This is a genomic window from Microbacterium testaceum (assembly GCF_003075375.1).
Taxonomy (GTDB): domain Bacteria; phylum Actinomycetota; class Actinomycetes; order Actinomycetales; family Microbacteriaceae; genus Microbacterium; species Microbacterium testaceum_E.
Window position 1 is genome coordinate 1 of record NZ_QDFT01000032.1, and the last position, 16,297, is coordinate 16,297.

Sequence of the window (16,297 nt, forward strand, 5' to 3'; positions counted from 1 at the left end):
CTCGGTCTCGGCGCGCCGCCCTGCTGCGGCGCGCCGAGACCGAGCGCGCCCGCGCCGAGCTCGATCCCGAGGTCGTCCCCGGCGCATCGAGCGCCGAGCACGCCGCCGCGTACGAGCGCGCGCAGCGCGACGCCAACGACCGCGAGAGCGCGGTCGCCGGAATGCGCGACCGACTCCACACCGCCGAGCGCGAGCGCGACGCCCTCACGGCCCAGACCACGGCGCTGGGGCGCGCCCTCGACGTGCGCAACGCGGCCGCCGACCTGCTGGCCGCGGGCGGTCCGGGCGTACGGGGTCTGGTCGGCGACGACGTCAAGGTCACCGCCGGGTACGAGGCGGCCATCGCCGCGGCGCTCGGCTCGCTCGCCGAGGGACTGCTCGTCGACGACGCTGAGGCGGCTTTCGACGCCGCGCGGACGGCGGCCTCGGCCGACATGGGGGTCGTCGAGATCGCGATCGCCGGAGCCGACGCGCCGACGACCGCGCCCGAGGTGGAGGGAACGGTCGCGGCCGTCGACGTCGTCACCGCGTCGGCGGGGGTGCGCGGCATCCTGTCCCGCACCTTCGTCGTCGACGACCTCGCCGCGGGTCGAGCGCTCCAGGCGGGACTGCCCCCCGAGGTGACGCTGGTGACCCGCGCGGGCGAGGTGCTCACGGCCCTGACCGTGCGGGCCGGCTCGGGGTCGGGTCGCTCGCGACTTGAGCTCGCCGCCGAACGCGACGCCGCCGAGGAGCGTCTGGCCGAGATCGTCGTCGTGGCGGATTCGCTGCGCGAGGCCCTCGCCGACGAGCAGCGGGTGCTCACCGACGCGCGCCAGCGGACGAAGGAAGCGCTGTCGACCCTGCGCGCGCACGACGCGGCCCTCGCCGCCCAGGCCGAGAAGACCAACCGCGTCACCGTGCAGCACGAGTCCGCCGTGGCGGAGTGCGAGCGTCTCGAGGCGGGGCTCGGCCAGGCCCAGGCCCTGGTCGTCGACGCCGAAGAGGCGGCGCGTCGCGCCGAAGAGCAGCTGAACCGGGCGCTCGAGGCCCCTCGGCCCCTGCTCGACGCGTCCGCGCGCGCGGGACTGGCCGCCGAGGTCGACGCCGCCCGGGAGCGCGAGCTGCGCGCGCGGCTCGACATCGAGACGCTCAAGGAGCGCGTCCGCGCGGGCGAGGTGCGCATCGTCCAGCTCGAGCAGCAGCGGGAGCGCGAGCGCGCCGCTGCCGCCGAGGCCGCGCGCCGCGCCGTGATCCGTCGCGCGCAGCGCGCCGTCGCGGCCGAGGTGGCGGGACACCTGCCGCCGCTGCTGGACTCGGTGGACCGCTCGGTGAGCCAGGCGCGGGTGGAGCTGGCGGCGGCCGAGTCGGCGCGCGCGGCCGTCACGGAGGAGCTCGCCCGTGCCCGCGCCGATGAAGCGGCGGTGCGTGAGCGGCTGGCCCGCCTCACCGAGAGCATCCACGGACTCGAGCTGCAGATGCACGAGAAGAAGCTGCACGTCACGAGCCTTCTCGAACGGGTGCAGTCCGAACTCGCGCTCGACGAGGCCGTCCTCGTGGCCGAATACGGTCCCGACCAGCTGATCCCCGCGGACGGCGAGGGCGAGGGCGTGCGCTACGACCGCACCGCGCAGAAGCGTCGGCTGCAGGACGCCGAGCGCAAGCTGGCGCAGCTGGGACGCGTCAACCCGCTCGCCCTCGAGGAGTTCGCGGCGCTCGAGCAGCGGCACGCGTTCCTCACCGAGCAGCTCGCCGACCTGCAGCAGACCCGTGCCGACCTGCAGACGATCATCGCCGAGCTGGACGAGCGGATGCAGACCATCTTCGTCGCCGCGTTCGAAGACACCCGCGCCGCGTTCACCGACATCTTCCCGATCCTCTTCCCGGGCGGAACCGGGAGCATCTCGCTCACCGACCCCGACAACCCGCTCACGACCGGGATCGAGGTCGCGGTGCGACCGGTCGGCAAGAAGATCGAGCGCCTGTCGCTGCTGTCGGGCGGCGAGCGCTCGCTGGCCGCCGTGGCATTCCTCACCGCGATCTTCACCGCCCGCCCCAGCCCGTTCTACATCCTCGACGAGGTCGAGGCCGCCCTCGACGACGCCAACCTCGGACGGCTCCTCGGCGTCTTCGAGAAGCTGCGCGCGAGCAGTCAGCTCATCGTCATCACGCACCAGAAGCGCACGATGGAGATCGCGGACGCGCTGTACGGGGTCTCGATGCGGCAGGACGGCGTCTCGGCCGTCGTGGGTCAGCGCGTGGGCGACCGCGCCGCCGCCCGTGACGAGGCCGCCCCCGTAAGCTGAAGCAATGGCTGAGAACTCCTGGTCGCTGGGCCGCGCGCTGCGCGGGCTGTTCGTCAAACCCACGATCGACGAGAACACGTGGGAAGACCTCGAGACCGCGCTGCTGACGGCCGACTTCGGTCCCGACGTCACCGAGCGCCTCGTCGACGAACTGCGCGAGAAGGTCGAGCGCTACCGCACGACCGACCCCCGCGACCTGCAGCGCATGCTCAAAGAGACGCTCGAGGAGCACTTCGCGAAGTTCGACACCACCCTGCGACTCACCGAACGTCCGGCGGTCGTGCTCGTCGTGGGCGTGAACGGCGTGGGCAAGACCACCACGATCGGCAAGTTCGCCAAGTTCCTGCAGCGCTACGGGCGCACGGTGACGGTGGGGGCCGCCGACACGTTCCGCGCCGCGGCGGTCGACCAGCTGGCCACCTGGGCGGAGCGCGGGGGAGCGACGATCGTGCGTCCGCAGCACGAGGGTCAGGACCCGGCATCCGTCGCCTTCCAGACCGTCGCCCACGCCAAAGAGACCGGCACCGAGATCGTGCTGGTCGACACCGCCGGCCGCCTGCACACCAAGGGCGGACTCATGGACGAGCTCGGCAAGATCAAGCGCGTCATCGAGAAGCAGGCACCGATCGCCGAGGTCCTCCTGGTCCTGGATGCCACGACCGGCCAGAACGGCCTGATGCAGGCGCAGGCGTTCCTCGACAGCGCCGGGGTCACGGGCCTCGTGCTCACCAAGCTCGACGGTTCCGCCAAGGGCGGCTTCGTCCTGGCGGTCCAGGAGCGCACCGGCATCCCGGTGAAGCTGCTGGGTCAGGGCGAGGGCATCAACGACCTCACGGGTTTCACGCCGCACGTGTTCGCCGCCTCGCTCGTCGACTGAGCCCCTACCGCACATCCGCCCCCGGGCGGGTCGTCTTCCCGAAGACGGGGAGGGCTGCTTACATGGAGGCATGGCCATCGAGCACGACTTCTTCGGACTCCTCGAGTCGGGCCCCGACGGGTCGATCTTCTGGAGCGAGAACGTCGAGTTCGGCGATCAGAGCGTCACGGTCGACCTGACCGCCCCCGACCAGGACGACGTCTCGGTCGAGGCGCTCGACGTCGCGGCATCCCTCATCTCCTCCCTCGAGTCGATCGACCTCGCCGCGCGCAACGCCATGGTCGACGAGCTCGGCTCGCGCACCAGCGAGGTGACCGAGTACATCCTGCAGCAGCAGGCGACGCTCGGCGACGAGCTCGAGGACTTCCTGGTCGACGCCTCGGGCGACACCCACATCGACGTCATCAAGGCGCTGCAGCTGATGAGCATGACGATCCTCGCGGACGAGCACGGCGGCGCCGACCCGTTCGCGGTCCTCGAGTACGCGCTCGACCCCGACGCGACCGACGACGTACTGCTGGTCAACCTCGCGTCCGACGGGCGCGTGCAGTCGGTCACCAGCGCCGACTGACCCCGTGCAGACCTTCCTGCCGTACGCGTCGTTCGTCGAGTCGGCCCGCGCCCTCGACCTCAAGCGCCTGGGCAAGCAGCGGGTCGAGACGTTCCAGCTGCTGCGCGCCTTGACCGTCCCCGACCACGGCTGGCGGCATCATCCCGCGGCGAAGATGTGGGACGGACACCTCGCGGCGCTCGTGTCGTACGGCCTGGTCGTGACCGACGAGTGGATCGCCCAGGGGCGCGCCGACACCGTGCGCGAGAAGATCCGCGTCTTCGCACCCGAGGTCGACGGTGTCGCCCAGGACGACCTCGACCTGCCGCCGTGGCTCGGCGACGAGGCCTTCCACCGGGCCCACCGCTCGAACCTGATCCGCAAGGATGCCGAGTTCTACGTCCCGCGTTTCGGCGATCTGCCCGACGACCTGCCGTACATCTGGCCGGTCTGACGCGAACGCGGCCGAGGGGACGACGGCCGGGTGCTCCGGCCGCCGCCCCGCGTCACACGGCCTGGGCGAAGCCCGCGTCGGCCGCGGCGATGTCCTTCGCGAGGTGGGCGAGATGCGGCGGGATCTCGCGTCCCTTCGACACCATCGACTGCGCCCACAGGCGTCCGGCCCGGTAGGACGAGCGGACGAGGGGACCGGCGAGCACGCCGAGGAACCCGATGCGCTCGGCCTCTTCTTTGAATTCGACGAACTCGGCGGGCTTGACCCACCGCTGCACCGGCAGGTGGCGCGGGGTGGGGCGCAGGTACTGGGTGATCGTGATGATGTCGGTTCCCGCCGCGTGCAGGTCCTCGAGGGCCTGCACGACCTCTTCGGGCTCCTCGCCCATGCCGAGGATCAGGTTGGACTTGGTGATGAGCCCCGCGTCGCGGGCCGCGCTGAGCACGCCGAGCGATCGGTCGTACCGGAAGGCGGGACGGATGCGCTTGAAGATGCGCGGCACCGTCTCGACGTTGTGCGCGAAGACCTCGGGGCGCGACGAGAACACCTCGTCGAGGTGCGCCGGGTTGCCCGAGAAGTCGGTCGCGAGGATCTCGACGCCGGTCCCGGGGTTCTCGGCGTGGATGCGTCGCACCGTCTCGGCGTGCAGCCACGCGCCCTCGTCGGGCAGGTCATCGCGTGCGACACCCGTGACCGTGGCGTAGCGCAGCTGCATCCGGGTCACGCTCTCGGCGACGCGGCGGGGCTCGTCGCGGTCGTAGTCGGCGGGCTTGCCGGTGTCGATCTGGCAGAAGTCGCAGCGACGGGTGCACTGCGAGCCGCCGATGAGGAACGTGGCCTCGCGGTCCTCCCAGCACTCGAAGATGTTGGGGCAGCCCGCCTCCTGGCAGACCGTGTGCAGCTCCTCGGTCTTCACCAGGTTCTGCAGCGCCGTGTACTCGGGGCCCATCCGCGCCTTGGTCTTGATCCACTCGGGCTTGCGCTCGATCGGCGTCTCGGCATTGCGCACCTCGAGGCGCAGCAGCTTGCGCCCGTTGGGGGCGGTGGATGCCGGCGCCCCGGCGTTACCGGTCCCGCAGGCGCTCACGCGGCCACCGCCGCGTACTCGGCGCGGAAGACGCGCTCGATCTCGGGCAGGAGGTCGGCGGGGGAGACGTCGGCGCCCCGCACCTCGCTGACGGTGGTCACCCCGGCATCCGAGATCCCGCACGGCACGATGTGCCGGAACCCCGCGAGGGTGTTGTCGCAGTTGACGGCGAAGCCGTGCATGGTCGTTCCCTTCTCGACGCGGACCCCGATCGCCGCGATCTTGTCGACGCCCAGGGGGCGCTGGACCCAGACGCCGCTGCGCCCCTCGACGCGGAACCCGTCCACGCCGAGCGCGCCGAGTGCGTCGATGAGCAGGCCCTCGAGTCGTCGGACGTGGGCGACGACGTCGATCGGCTCGGGCAGGCGCACGATGGGGTAGCCGACGAGCTGCCCGGGTCCGTGCCAGGTGATCTTGCCGCCGCGATCGACGTCGACCACCGGCGTGCCGTCGTCGGGGCGCTCGTGCGCCTCGGTGCGCTTGCCCGCGGTGTACACGGCCTCGTGTTCGAGCAGCAGCAGCGTGTCGGGCCGTGTGCCCGCGACCACGTCGGCGTGGATGCGGCGCTGGTGGGCCCAGCCGTCGAGATAGGGAACGTAGTGCGGGGCCAGGCCCGCGTGGTGGATGTCGAGCATCGACCCTCCGATGTTGGATTGCGTCCAAGAATACACGCGCGCGACCGCCGTAGGCTGACGTCGTGGCCTCCGAATCGCGCAGCGGCCGTCCCCGGGTCTCCTCTCGCGAGGTGCTCGCCGAGGCGGCGTGCGAGCTGTTCCTCGAGCAGGGCTACGACGCGACGTCCGTCTCCGACATCACACGTCGCGCGGGCGTGAGCCGTTCGAGCTTCTTCAACTACTTCGCCGCCAAGAGCGACGTGCTGTGGTCGGGCTTCGACGAGCAGGTCGCCGTCGGCGTCGACCTGCTGCGCGACGACGCCGAGGTCGCCTCGGCCCTGGTCGAGATCGGGGCGGGGCTCCGGCCCGACGCCCTCGCCCTCGCGATCACGAACGCCGAGGCCATGGGCATCGGCGCCGAGCTGGACCGCGACCGCGCCGTCCGGCAGTTCCGGCTGCAGCGCGAGATCGCCGCGCGACTGACGCGGGACGGGATGCCGGCGCTCAGCGCCGAGGTGCGCGCCGGCGCGCTGGCGGCGGCCGTCCTCGCGGCCGTGTGGGCCTGGGCCGACCGGACGGCCACGGGTCACCCCCTCGCCGAGGTGCTCGCGGCGGCCATCGCCCTCGCCGACGACTGAGCCGCGCCGCGCGGTCGCGTCGATCCGCGTAAACTCGACTCATCATGGCGACTTTCGGCACCCTCTCCGACCGGCTCACAGAGACCTTCCGCAACCTCCGGAAGAAGGGCCAGCTCACGCCCGCCGACGTCGACGGGACGGTGCGCGAGATCCGTCGCGCCCTGCTCGATGCGGACGTCGCGCTCCCGGTCGTCAAGGAGTTCACCGCCGCCGTGCGCGAGCGCGCCCTCGGCGACGAGGTCAACCGCGCCCTCAACCCCGCGCAGCAGGTCGTCCAGATCGTCAACGACGAGTTGATCGGCATCCTGGGCGGTCAGCAGCGTCGCCTGCAGTTCGCCAAGAACCCCCCGACCGTCATCATGCTCGCCGGCCTGCAGGGCTCGGGTAAGACCACCTTCGCCGGCAAGCTCGCCAAGATGCTCGAGAAGGACGGCCACACGCCGCTGCTGGTCGCCTGCGACCTCCAGCGCCCCAACGCCGTCAACCAGCTGCAGGTCGTCGCCGAGCGCGCCGGAGCGGCGATCTACGCGCCCGAGCCCGGCAACGGCGTCGGCGACCCGGTCAAGGTCGCCCGTGACGGCGTCGCGCACGCCACGCGTCAGCAGCACGACATCGTCATCATCGACACCGCCGGTCGCCTGGGTGTCGACGCCGAGCTGATGAAGCAGGCCGCCGACATCCGCAAGGCCACCCAGCCCGACGAGGTGCTGTTCGTCATCGACGCGATGATCGGACAGGATGCCGTCAACACCGCCAAGGCGTTCCAGGACGGCGTCGACTTCACCGGCGTCGTGCTGTCGAAGCTCGACGGCGACGCACGCGGTGGCGCCGCGCTGTCCGTCGCCTCGGTCACGGGTCGCCCCATCATCTTCGCGTCGACCGGTGAGGGCCTCGACGACGTCGAGCCCTTCCACCCCGACCGCATGGCATCCCGCATCCTCGACCTGGGTGACATCCTCACCCTGATCGAGCAGGCGCAGTCGGCCTTCGACGAGGCCGAGGCGATGAAGGTCGCCGAGAAGCTCGCGACCGAGACCTTCACGCTCGAGGACTTCCTCGAGCAGATGCAGCAGATGAAGAAGATGGGCTCCATGAAGAAGATGCTCGGGATGCTCCCGGGCATGGGCAACATGAAGCAGCAGCTCGACGACTTCGACGAGCGCGAGATCGACCGCACCGAGGCCATCATCCGCTCGATGACCCTCGCCGAACGCCGCAACCCCAAGATCCTCAACGGCTCCCGCCGCCTGCGCATCGCCCGCGGTTCGGGCATGACGGTCACCGACGTCAACCAGCTGGTTCAGCGGTTCGACCAGGCCGCCAAGATGATGAAGACCGTCGCGCGCGGCGGTGTGCCCAACATCCCGGGGATGGGTCCGGTGGGCGGCAAGCCGGGTGCGTCGTCCAAGCGCGGCAAGCAGCAGAAGGCCAAGGGTTCGCGGTCGGGCAACCCCGCCAAGCGCGCGGCCGAGAACGCCGGTATCGCGGCCTCGGCTCCGGCGACCGGATCCGGCTTCGGTCTCGGGGGCCGGAACGCGCCGAGCGAGGCCGACCTCGCCGAGCTGCAGAAGATGCTCGGTCGCGGCTGACGCGTCCCGTACCGGGGAGCGGACGCCCGACTCAGGGCAGGACGCCCGCATCCTGCAGGGCCGACATGACGGTCTGCTCGATCGCGCGCTGACCCCGCGGCGTGGGATGCACGTCATCCTCCTGCATCCACTCGGGGTGGCCGGCGAGCGGCTGGCCGACGTCGACGAAGGTCCCGCCGACCGCCTGCACGGCGTCCCGCAGGGCGTCCGAGGTCACGGCGGTGTCGTCGGGGACGTCGGGGTCGTCGTTCCAGATGGTGCTCAGACCCACGATGCGCGCGTCCGGGGCGGCGGCGTGCAGCTGATCGACGGTGTCGGCGGTGTCGCTGCGGATCTCGTCGCCGTCCTCCCAGAAGTCGTTGCTCGAGCTCTCGACGATCAGCAGCTGCGGCTGCAGGGCCGCCACCGCCGGAACGAGTCCGGCGTAAGAGGTCCCGCACTCGCCCTGCACGACGAACCCCATGCCCGGACAGGCGAGGTTCGTGAGGGCGACGCGGGCGCGCGCGCCCAGCAGGACGGGCCACGCCTGCTCGGGCAGCAGGTTGTAGCCCGACATCAGCGAGTCGCCCAGCGCGACCACGCGCGAGGGGGCCTGCGCCGCGGGCGCGGACGTCGCGTGCGCGAGCGGATTCGTGAACGTCGGTTCCGGACCGCGCTCCGGTTCGGCCGCGCATCCGGAGAGCGCCACCGACAGGCCCGCCACCGCGGCCGTGAGCAAGAGCGGCCACCCGCGCCGTCCGATCGTCATGACGCGATCCTAGGCAGGCCCGCCTATGAACGGGCGCGGAACGGGGCGGCTCAGGCCCGGAGGGCCGCGAGGTGCTCGCGCAGCGTCGGACCGCCGCGGAACTCCCGGATCAGGTGCTGCACCACCTCGCGCAGGTCGCCGTCGGCCGCGTCGGCGATCGCGATCTGCCGGGCCGAGCTCCCGCCGGTCGCCAGGATCGTCTCGAGGCTGGCGAACTCGCGCGCGCACTTGAGCTCGACGGCGACGCCGGCGAGTTCTTCCATCGTCTCGCGCAGGTGCTCGACCACGGGGCGCTGCGTCCCCTCGCGATCCACGATCACGCGCGCATCGAGGCCGTAGCGCGCGGCGCGCCACTTGTTCTCGCGGGCATACCAGGGCGGGATGCCGGGGAGCGGCCGGCCCTCGTCCAGAAGCCGCGAGAAGTGCTCGACGAGCGTCTGCGCGAGGGCCGCGACGGCGGCGAGCTCGGGAAGCGTCGACATGCCGTCGCACGCGCGGATCTCGACCGTTCCCCACTTGGGCGCCGGACGGATGTCCCAGCGCACCTCGCTGGCATCCGCCATCACACCGGTGCGGACCATGTCGTCGAGGTAGCGCTCGAAACCGTCCCAGGTCTCGAACTGCCAGGGCAGGCCCGCCGTCGGCAGCTGCTGGAACACCAGGGCGCGGTTGGACATGTACCCGGTGCGGTCTCCGGCCCAGAACGGACTGGATGCCGAGAGCGCCTGCAGGTGGGGGAGGAACACGGTCAGCGCGTTGACGATCGGCATCACCTTCTCGACGTCGTCGACGCCGACGTGCACGTGGATGCCCCAGATCATCATGTTGCGCCCCCACCACTGGGTGCGCTCGATCAGCGTGTGATAACGGGTCTTGTCGGTGACCTGCTGGTCGTACCACTGCGCGAAGGGGTGGCTTCCGGCGCACAGCAGTTCGAGGCCGCGCGGCTCGGTCTGCTCGCGCAGCGCGCAGATGGCGTCGCCGATGTCGTCGACGGCCTCGGCGACCGTGTGTCCGACGCCGCTCGTCACCTCGACGGTGTTGGTGAGCAGCTCGCCCGTGACGGTGAAACGCTCGAGGGCGGTCGCGTCCTCGACCTCGTCGAGGATCTCGGGCGCGCGCGGCACGAGGTCACCACTCTCGCGGTCGGCGAGCATGAGCTCCCACTCCAGACCCACGGACGAACGCGTCGACGGAGCGAACGGCAGCCTCATGCGGCTCAGTCTGACACGGAGCCTTTCGCGGGGGCCGCTCCGCTACTCTGCGCGACGGTCCGTGTCGTTTCGCTGTCGCTGTCACGTCGGGCCTCGGGGATCTGGCAGAATAGAGGGCTGGACCCGCCACTCGACCCTCTATCCAGTGTCGGTCCACCCTTTTGAGCTTCCGCCGGGTGTGCACCCCACGCTCCAGGCGACCGGTTCGTTCATCTTCATCATCAGGAGTCATCGTGGCTGTCAAGATCCGTCTCAAGCGCCTCGGAAAGATCCGCGCGCCCTACTACCGCATCGTCGTCGCCGACTCGCGCACCAAGCGCGACGGTCGTGTCATCGAAGAGATCGGCAAGTACCACCCGACCGAGGAGCCCTCGTTCATCGAGGTCGACTCGGAGCGCGCCCAGTACTGGCTGTCGGTCGGCGCCCAGCCCACCGAGCAGGTCGCCGCCATCCTCAAGCTCACGGGCGACTGGGGCAAGTTCAAGGGCGACAAGGACGCCGTGTCGACCGTCAAGGTCCGCGAGCCCAAGGCCGCCTTCGAGGCCGACGCCTCGAAGAAGTCGGTCGTCAAGCCGAAGGCCGAGAAGAAGGCCGACGCTCCCGCCGAGGCGCCCGCTGAGGACGCCGCCGAGACCTCGGCCGAGTAATCCCCGTGTTGTCCACCGCGCTCGAGCACGTCGTCAAGGGGATCGTCGATAACCCCGACGACGTGTCCATCCGTGCCAGCTCCTCTCCCCGCGGAGACGTGCTGGAGGTGCGCGTGCACCCCGATGACCGGGGTCGCGTGATCGGGCGCGGTGGACGCACCGCCAAGGCACTGCGTACGCTCATCTCCGCTCTCGCCGACGGCCGCCGCGTGCGCGTCGACGTCGCCGACGACTGATGTCGACCGCTGACAGCGCGGGCGCCCAGCCCGCCAGGACCCAGCTCCGTGTCGGGCGCCTCGTCAAGGCCCACGGCCTGAAGGGCGCGTTCAAGCTCGAGCTGTACACCGACGATCCGGACGGCCGTTTCGTGCCCGGGAGCACGTTCACCCTCCAGGTCCCCGAGTCCTCGCCGTGGCACGGGCGCGACCTGACGGTCCGCGAGTTCCGGTGGATGAACTCCCACCCCGTGGTCTTCTTCGAGGGCGTCGACGACCGCACCGCTGCTGAAGAGCTCGTCAAGGCGATCCTGTGGATCGACCAGGACACCGAGGCGGCTCCCGCCGAGGACGACGCCTGGTACGACCATCAGCTCGTCGGTCTCGACGTCGTCCGCGACGACGTCGTCATCGGGCGCGTCGCGCGGGTCGACCACTTCCCGGCGCAGGACCTGCTCATCGTCAAGCCCACGGGCGACGACCGCGAGGTGCTCGTCCCCTTCGTCAGCGCCATCGTCCCCGAGGTCGACATCGCGGCCGGACGCGTCGTGGTCACGCCCCCGACGGGGCTCTTCGAAGACCTGCCGGCCGAGCCCGACGACGAACCGGCACCCGACGCCGGTGCCGCCGCGGACGACGACGCCGAAGCGGGCGACGCGACACCCGTCACCGCCGGCGACCGCGAGGACTGACGTGCGCATCGACGTCGTGTCGATCTTCCCGACGATCTTCGATGCGCTCGAGGTCTCGCTGCTGGGCAAGGCCCGTCAGAGCGGCCTGCTCGACGTCGCCGTCCACGATCTGCGCGACTACACGCACGACCGGCATCGCACGGTCGACGACACGCCCTACGGCGGCGGCGCCGGCATGGTGATGAAGCCCGAGCCGTGGGGCGAAGCTCTCGACGACATCGTCGGCGGCGCCGCCGAGCGGCCCGTCATCGTCTTCCCGTCCCCGGCGGGGGAGCGCTTCACCCAGTCGATCGCCCGTGAGCTCTCGGCCGCTCCGCACCTCGTGTTCGGGTGCGGCCGATACGAGGGCATCGACGAGCGCGTGTTCGACTACGCCGCCGAGCTCGGTGACGTTCGCCTGCTCTCGCTCGGCGACTACGTGCTGAACGGCGGCGAGGTGGCCGTCATGGCCATGGTCGAAGCCATCGGCCGTCTCGTCCCCGGTGTCGTCGGCAACCCCGAGAGCCTCGTCGAGGAGTCCCACGAAGACGGACTCCTCGAATACCCCTCGTTCACCAAGCCCGCCGTCTGGCGCGAGCGCGAGGTCCCGCCGATCCTGCTCAGCGGCAACCACGGGGCAGTCGCGTCCTGGCGCCGCGAGCAGCAGATCGAGCGCACGCGTCTGCGCCGCCCCGACCTGCTCGCCGACTGACGCGTCGGCTGTCGTCACGCGGGCGGTGCTGCACCCCCGCAGACGACGGATGCCGCGACCCGAGGGGCCGCGGCATCCGTCATCCGGACCGTCAGTCGACGCCGAGGAAAGACCGATCCGTGAGCACGATCGGTCCCTCGGCGGTGATCGCCACGGTGTGCTCGGAGTGGGCTCCGCGCGAGCCGTCCGCGCTGCGCAGGGTCCAGCCGTCGGGGTCGGTGACCAGCTCGTCGGTGGTCTGCAGGAACCACGGCTCGAGTGCGACCACCAGGCCCGCGCGCAGCGGGTAGCCGCGGCCGGCCTTGCCGTCGTTGGCGACGTGCGGATCGCCGTGCATGGTGCGACCCACGCCGTGTCCACCGAAGTCGGTGTTGATGCTCAGCCCCTCGGCGCGCGCGACGGCGGCGACGGCGGCCGAGATGTCGCCGATCTTGTGACCGACGGTGGCGGCGTTGATCGCGGCGGACAGGGCGCGCTGCGTGGTGTCGATGAGGGCGAGGTCCTCGTCGCGGGGCGTGCCGACGACGAACGACACCGCCGAATCGGCGACCCATCCGTCCACCGACGCGGCGAAATCGAGCGAGACGAGGTCACCGTCGCGCAGCACGTAGTCGTGGGGGAGCCCGTGCAGCACGGCGTCGTTGATCGAGGTGCACAGCACCTTGCCGAAGGGGCTCGCGCCGAACGAGGGGTGGTAGTCGATGTAGCAGGACTCGGCGCCGGCCGTGCGGATCATGTCGTGGGCGCGGCGGTCGAGGTGCAACAGGTTGGTGCCCACCTTAGTCTCGTCGCGCAGCGTGGCGAGCACCTCCGCGACGAAGCGGCCCGCGGGGCGCATCGCGTCGATCTCGGCCGGCGTACGCAGTTCGATCATGGGGGATCCTCTCGTTCGTACGTCCATTCTCGCCCATGGATGCCGGACGTCCAGGTCATGGTCTTCTCAAAGGAGCCGCACATCGACGGGCCGTAGCATCGGCCCATGGTGCTGCGCCGAGTGTTCCTCCGCTGGTTGTTCCCGGCGGCCTTCGTCCTGCCGCTGTGGCTGTTCGTCGGCTGGATCGTCTTCTCGGGCGGGAGCGGATGGGCGCTGCTGTGGCTGCTCGTGGCCATGCCGACGGTGTTCGTGTCGCAGCTGCTCATCGCCTTGTTGATCCGGGCACGCGCCGCCGTGCGCTCGACGCGCGCGGTGTCGTGGCGCGACGCCGCGGGCGTCGCACTGTGGCAGGCGGTGATCGTGGCACTCGGCTTCTTCGACTCGCGCGTGTTCTTCCCGCTGCTCGTGCTGTCGGTGGTCGGGGCCCTCGTGCTGTTCTGGTCGTCGCTCTCGCAGCTCTGGAACGAGGCGCGCGGAGCGGTGACCGTCCTGCACGCGTCCGACGGCACGGCGTACATCCCGCCGGTGCGGGAACCGTCCGCGGAGCGCTCCGCGGGGCGGGCCGACGGCGACGTGATCGTCGTGTCCGAGGTACGACGACCCGAGTGAGGCGAGCGCCGCTCGGCGCCGCGCGGGCCGCTGGTCCGTTTTGGAGCCTCGGGGTCGCCGTGGCAGAATAGACGATCGTGCCCTGACCGGCTCTGCCTCAGGGGAGTCCGCCGCATCCCGCGGCCTCGGGCACGCCTCACCTTTTCCCCTTTTATCGTGCGATCGACCTGTGGCGGTCGCAGGAAGTGATGATCATGCAGATCCTCGACTCCGTCGACGCGGCCTCGCTGCGCTCCGACATCCCCGCCTTCGCCCCCGGCGACACCGTCAAGGTGCACGTCAACATCACCGAAGGCAACCGCTCGCGTATCCAGGTGTTCCAGGGCGTCGTCATCGGCCGCTCGGGCGACGGCGTGCGCGAGACCTTCTGCGTCCGCAAGGTCAGCTTCCAGGTCGGCGTCGAGCGCACCTTCCCGGTCCACAGCCCCGTGATCGACCACATCGAGGTCGTCACGCGCGGTGACGTGCGTCGCGCCAAGCTGTACTACCTGCGCAGCCTCCGCGGCAAGAAGGCCAAGATCAAGGAGAAGCGCGACCGCTGAGTCGACTCTCTCCAACGCCCCGTGGGTCTCACCCGCGGGGCGTTCGGCGTTTTCGCGGCGTCACGGTCACGGCATCCGGCCCGGGTGTGCGACCCTGGTTCGTGCGGTTTCCCGATGCGCGGGCGACCCGACGAAGGAACACATGAGCGACCAGACCGCCTCCACTCCGGATGCCGCGGCATCCACTCCCACCGGGCGGCGTCGCCGCGGATGGGGCGCCTTCTTCCGCGACCTGCTCGTGATCGTCGTGATCGCGCTGCTGGTGTCGTTCCTGGTGAAGACGTTCGTGGTGCGCTCGTTCTACATCCCGTCGGCGTCGATGGAGAACACGCTGATGGTCAAGGACCGCATCCTGGTCGACGAGCTGACGCCGCGCTTCGGTTCGTACGAGCGCGGTGACGTCGTGGTCTTCCGCGACCCCGGCGGATGGCTCGATGCTCAGCCCGCCGCGCAGGCCGGATCGCCGATCTCCGAGGGCGTGGACTGGGTGCTGTCGCTCTTCGGTCTCGCCGCGCCCGACAGCGACGACCATCTCATCAAGCGGGTCATCGGCGTCGAGGGCGATCACGTCGTCTGCTGCAACGCGCTGGGCCAGACGACGGTCAACGATGTGCCCATCGACGAGAGCTACGTGCGACTTGCGCCAGGAGCCACGGCGCCGTCGCCGGTGCCGTACGACGTCACCGTCCCCGAGGACTCGCTGTGGGTGCTGGGCGACAACCGCAACAGCTCGCGCGACTCGCGCTACAACCAGGACCAGCCGACCAAGGGCTTCGTCCCGGTCGAGAACGTCGTGGGTCGCGCCTTCGTCATCACCTGGCCGTTCGACCGCTTCGGACTCATCGACTTCCACCACGAGGTGTTCGCGGGGGTCCCCGCGCCGGCGGCGAAGTGATCGAACCCACCCTCACCCTCGAACGCCGCGCGCTCAAGCAGCACGCGATCATTATCGCGTGCGACGAGGTCGGTCGCGGCGCCCTCGCGGGACCGGTGGCCGTCGGCGCGGCCGTGATCGACCCCGCCCGCTCGCGAAAGCGCGTCCCCGCGGGCCTGCGCGACTCCAAGCTCGTCCCCGAGGCACGCCGACCCGAGGTGGCCGCCCGGGCCGCGGCCTTCGTGCAGCACAGCGCGGTGGGCTGGGCGAGTTCGGTCGAGATCGACGAGATCGGCATCATCCGCGCCCTCGGGCTCGCGGCGGTCCGTGCGATCGCCGATCTGCGCGCTCACGGCGTCGTCCCCGAAGAGGCGCTGGTCATCCTCGACGGCAACCACGACTACATCACCCCGGCGGGGGAGCCCGGCCTCACCGTCACGCCCATCGTCAAGGCCGACCGGGACTGCGCGAGTGCGGCCGCGGCATCCGTCATCGCCAAGGTGGCCCGCGACACCCTGATGGCCGGTCTGCACGACGACCTGCCCGCGTACGGCTGGGCCCGCAACAAGGGCTACGCGAGCGTCGATCACCGCGACGCGATTTCGACGCACGGCATGAGCGTCCACCACCGTCACTCGTGGGCCATCGCGGCGGCGCCGACCCTGTTCTGAGCGCCTCTCTCGTCGGCGCGCCCGGGCGCGGACTCCGTGCGACCCACGGGACCGTGCCCGCCTAGGATGGGAGGACCATGGATGACGACGTCTTCGAGGACTACGACCGCGAGCTCGAACTGGCCCTGTACCGCGAGTACCGCGATGTCGTGCGCCAGTTCACCTACGTGATCGAGACCGAGCGCCGGTTCTACCTGGCCAACGACGTCAACGTCGTGCGCCGCGACACCGAGCACGACTTCTACTTCGAGATCTCGATGACCGACGTGTGGGTCTGGGACATCTACCGCGCCGACCGCTTCGTCAAGTCGGTGCGCGTGCTGACCTTCAAGGACGTCAACGTCGAAGAGCTGTCGCGGCACGACTTCCAGCTGCCCGACGAACTGTCGCTCGACAACTGACTCCTCCTCCCCATCCGCGGCGCGC

At 70.8% G+C, this 16,297-nt stretch carries 20 protein-coding genes; 15 read left to right on the forward strand and 5 right to left on the reverse strand.

Annotated elements, in window-relative coordinates; all coding sequences use genetic code 11:
• From DC432_RS12070 to DC432_RS12085, 4 genes are all read left to right on the forward strand, one after another.
• The coding region (locus tag DC432_RS12070) for an AAA family ATPase (RefSeq protein WP_165801259.1) at positions 1-2,285 on the forward strand (2,285 nt) is incomplete at its 5' end.
• Between the two features lie 4 nt (positions 2,286-2,289).
• On the forward strand, positions 2,290-3,162 hold the full coding sequence (gene ftsY / locus DC432_RS12075; RefSeq protein ID WP_108318318.1) for a signal recognition particle-docking protein FtsY: 873 nt from the start codon (positions 2,290-2,292) through the stop codon (positions 3,160-3,162).
• A gap of 70 nt (positions 3,163-3,232) precedes the next feature.
• Positions 3,233-3,733: a DUF2004 domain-containing protein gene (locus tag DC432_RS12080; RefSeq protein WP_108318319.1), complete on the forward strand. Its 501-nt coding sequence runs from the start codon at positions 3,233-3,235 to the stop codon at positions 3,731-3,733.
• A gap of 4 nt (positions 3,734-3,737) precedes the next feature.
• A complete protein-coding gene (locus DC432_RS12085) occupies positions 3,738-4,166 on the forward strand; it encodes an MSMEG_6728 family protein (RefSeq protein ID WP_116538108.1) in 429 nt (142 codons plus the stop codon).
• A gap of 52 nt (positions 4,167-4,218) precedes the next feature.
• Here the strand turns inward: DC432_RS12085 and lipA are convergent, their stop codons facing one another.
• Positions 4,219-5,253, reverse strand: coding sequence for a lipoyl synthase (gene lipA, locus DC432_RS12090; RefSeq protein ID WP_207770816.1), 1,035 nt, complete (start codon positions 5,251-5,253; stop codon positions 4,219-4,221).
• The gene (gene lipB / locus DC432_RS12095; protein WP_116538109.1) at positions 5,250-5,888 is read right to left on the reverse strand and encodes a lipoyl(octanoyl) transferase LipB; all 639 of its coding nucleotides are present in this window, start codon (positions 5,886-5,888) and stop codon (positions 5,250-5,252) included. The genes lipA and lipB overlap by 4 nt, the downstream gene beginning before the upstream one ends.
• Before the next feature lie 62 nt (positions 5,889-5,950).
• Here lipB and DC432_RS12100 point away from each other — a divergent pair, with 62 nt between their 5' ends.
• Entirely contained in the window at positions 5,951-6,505 is a 555-nt protein-coding gene (locus DC432_RS12100; protein WP_116538110.1) for a TetR/AcrR family transcriptional regulator, read from the forward strand.
• Between the two features lie 44 nt (positions 6,506-6,549).
• A complete protein-coding gene (ffh, locus tag DC432_RS12105; RefSeq protein WP_116538111.1) occupies positions 6,550-8,094 on the forward strand; it encodes a signal recognition particle protein in 1,545 nt (514 codons plus the stop codon).
• Positions 8,095-8,125: 31 nt separating this feature from the next.
• On the opposite strand, the gene DC432_RS12110 is transcribed toward ffh, so the two are convergent.
• Both DC432_RS12110 and DC432_RS12115 read right to left on the reverse strand, forming a co-directional pair.
• Entirely contained in the window at positions 8,126-8,842 is a 717-nt protein-coding gene (locus tag DC432_RS12110; protein ID WP_116538112.1) for an SGNH/GDSL hydrolase family protein, read from the reverse strand.
• 50 nt (positions 8,843-8,892) lie between these two features.
• Positions 8,893-10,056 (reverse strand): glutamate--cysteine ligase, encoded by a 1,164-nt coding sequence (locus tag DC432_RS12115; RefSeq protein ID WP_116538113.1) that lies wholly within the window; start codon positions 10,054-10,056, stop codon positions 8,893-8,895.
• Positions 10,057-10,289: 233 nt separating this feature from the next.
• Here DC432_RS12115 and rpsP point away from each other — a divergent pair, with 233 nt between their 5' ends.
• Genes rpsP through trmD form a run of 4 tightly spaced genes read left to right on the forward strand, consistent with a single transcriptional unit; the run spans position 10,290 to position 12,301 of the window.
• Positions 10,290-10,703, forward strand: coding sequence for a 30S ribosomal protein S16 (rpsP, locus tag DC432_RS12120; RefSeq protein ID WP_116538114.1), 414 nt, complete (start codon positions 10,290-10,292; stop codon positions 10,701-10,703).
• A 5-nt stretch (positions 10,704-10,708) separates the two neighbouring features.
• Complete coding sequence (locus tag DC432_RS12125; RefSeq protein WP_116538115.1) at positions 10,709-10,939, forward strand: RNA-binding protein; 231 nt, start codon at positions 10,709-10,711, stop codon at positions 10,937-10,939.
• The gene (rimM, locus tag DC432_RS12130; RefSeq protein ID WP_116538116.1) at positions 10,939-11,610 is read left to right on the forward strand and encodes a ribosome maturation factor RimM; all 672 of its coding nucleotides are present in this window, start codon (positions 10,939-10,941) and stop codon (positions 11,608-11,610) included. Before DC432_RS12125 ends, rimM begins: the two co-directional genes overlap by 1 nt.
• Before the next feature lies 1 nt (position 11,611).
• Positions 11,612-12,301, forward strand: a complete 690-nt coding sequence (gene trmD / locus DC432_RS12135; protein WP_116538117.1) for a tRNA (guanosine(37)-N1)-methyltransferase TrmD — start codon at positions 11,612-11,614, stop codon at positions 12,299-12,301.
• A gap of 91 nt (positions 12,302-12,392) precedes the next feature.
• Here the strand turns inward: trmD and map are convergent, their stop codons facing one another.
• A complete protein-coding gene (gene map, locus DC432_RS12140) occupies positions 12,393-13,175 on the reverse strand; it encodes a type I methionyl aminopeptidase (protein WP_116538118.1) in 783 nt (260 codons plus the stop codon).
• Between the two features lie 105 nt (positions 13,176-13,280).
• Between map and DC432_RS12145 the strand changes: the two genes are divergently transcribed.
• From DC432_RS12145 to DC432_RS12165, 5 genes are all read left to right on the forward strand, one after another.
• Positions 13,281-13,784: an MFS transporter permease gene (locus DC432_RS12145; protein ID WP_116538119.1), complete on the forward strand. Its 504-nt coding sequence runs from the start codon at positions 13,281-13,283 to the stop codon at positions 13,782-13,784.
• 194 nt (positions 13,785-13,978) lie between these two features.
• On the forward strand, positions 13,979-14,326 hold the full coding sequence (gene rplS / locus DC432_RS12150) for a 50S ribosomal protein L19 (protein WP_058231655.1): 348 nt from the start codon (positions 13,979-13,981) through the stop codon (positions 14,324-14,326).
• A 142-nt stretch (positions 14,327-14,468) separates the two neighbouring features.
• Positions 14,469-15,221: a signal peptidase I gene (gene lepB / locus DC432_RS12155; protein ID WP_116538120.1), complete on the forward strand. Its 753-nt coding sequence runs from the start codon at positions 14,469-14,471 to the stop codon at positions 15,219-15,221.
• A complete protein-coding gene (locus tag DC432_RS12160) occupies positions 15,218-15,871 on the forward strand; it encodes a ribonuclease HII (protein WP_116538121.1) in 654 nt (217 codons plus the stop codon). The genes lepB and DC432_RS12160 overlap by 4 nt, the downstream gene beginning before the upstream one ends.
• Before the next feature lie 77 nt (positions 15,872-15,948).
• Entirely contained in the window at positions 15,949-16,272 is a 324-nt protein-coding gene (locus DC432_RS12165; protein WP_055836674.1) for a DUF2469 family protein, read from the forward strand.
• Positions 16,273-16,297: the final 25 nt, after the last annotated feature.